At 49.7% G+C, this 1652-nt stretch carries 2 protein-coding genes; both read left to right on the plus strand.

Going from position 1 to position 1652, the window contains the following annotated elements; genetic code table 11:
• On the plus strand, window positions 1–491 hold a 491-nt coding region (locus AB5Z52_RS16945; protein WP_368267131.1), incomplete at its 5' end, for a DNA-binding response regulator.
• 11 nt (window positions 492–502) lie between these two features.
• The coding region (locus AB5Z52_RS16950) for a sensor histidine kinase (protein WP_368267132.1) at window positions 503–1652 on the plus strand (1150 nt) is incomplete at its 3' end.

The following is a 1652-nucleotide window of genomic DNA, read 5'->3' on the forward strand; positions in this document are numbered from 1 at the left end:
GTACTTCGCATCACTGTCCGGATCTGTTGTTGGCGGATGTCTCCATGTCTGATATCAACGGATTGGTGGTGTGCCGGACGATTAGAAAAGAGAATTGGAAGACATCCGTACTCATGATGACATCATTCAGCGTCGCCGAATATGCTGCAGAAGCGGTGGCTTCGGGAGCCCAGGGAATCATACATAAGGACAATCCGAAAACAATCGCCGAGGCTTTGCTGCAGATAAAGGAAACAGGAATCTGTTCTGATCGTTTTCTGAATGCCCACGATTCGTTTTTGCGGCTGAAGTCAGAGAAGAACAAGGATCTGTCCCCTCGTGAAATGGAAATCGTTGATCGATGGGCGCGAGGGAGATCGATGTCCGACATAGCGGAGGAATTATCGATCGGTCAGACCACGGTGCGGACCCATCTTGAACATGCCGCGTCCAAGCTGGGGGTAGCGAACAACCGTGCATTGATTTCCGCCTGGATGCATCTCAATCGCTGATGAGGATTTCCATGAATACGGCGTTTACGTTTCCGTCAAAAATAATTCGGCGCTATGTGGCACATCCCTGCTTGTCCCTTCTGTCGCTGCTGGGGCTGTCTCTTGCCCTGATGGAGATAATCCAGATTGGTCCCATGCCTCTTCTGCCGGCAATGCTCTATGGAGTGCTTGCGGTTTCCTTTGTCCTTCTTCCTGCCATTGGAGGCCAAGCATGTTGGGCCATCATTGTTGCAGGTTCCGTGATCTCCATCTCCCTCACTCAGGACAGTCCCTTCGTTATCAGCGGCATGCTCATCGCTCTCGGCATTCTTGCGTTCTCCGGAACCGTGCCTGAATGGCTGATCGCAATGCTGATTTGTTCCTGTACGTATATAGCGCGAAGCGTTATGGTGGAGAACTTCAATGTTTTCGTTTCCGTGTCGGTCACGGTCATGTTCTTGGCCAGCTTGCTTGCCGGCAGATTGGTAGCGCTTCGCCAACAGGCTTTTATCAGAGAAGAGCAAAGGCTGAAATTGCAGATTGAGCTTCAACAGCTTGATTATATGAGGCAAAAGAATCGTCTTGCGATACAGATACATGATTCCTTGACCAATAATCTTTCGGATATCTCATTAATGGCCCGGGTTCATATCGATGAAAACATACCTGACAGCGATGATTGGGCAATCGTTCTTGAACATAGTCAAGAGGCGTTCACGCAAGTGCACGACATCATAGACATCCTTTCCTCGGAAGACAAGGACGCGAAATCAGAAACGACGTTCATGGTTGAACTGCGTAATCTGCTGGATGAAAGATGCAGCCATCTTCATGCGCTGGGGTATGACGGAGATACGGCCATCGACGGATGCTGCATCAAAGCTTCGCCGGAAGAAAAGGAAGAAGCGTTATCCCTGATAAGAGAACTCTGCAACAACATACAGCGTCACGGTTCCCCACGCAATGGCTCGTTCGAGTTGCTGGTCAAGCTATCACCATCGTCAATGGAAATTAGCGAGATGAATGATATTGCAGCCGGATCGGCGCTGACTGCATTCGAACAATCGGGAAGGGGCCTTTCACTGCACTCAAAACGAATACAGGAAATGGGAGGCGAACTTAACTATAGAAGCGATGATGGATTGTGGGTGCTCTACGCCAAAATTCCGCTGAGTCATATGG

It is taken from the genome of Enterococcus sp. RTP21361st1_A6_RTP21361_211029, from assembly GCF_040910045.1.
Lineage (GTDB): Bacteria > Bacillota > Bacilli > Lactobacillales > Enterococcaceae > Enterococcus_D > Enterococcus_D gallinarum.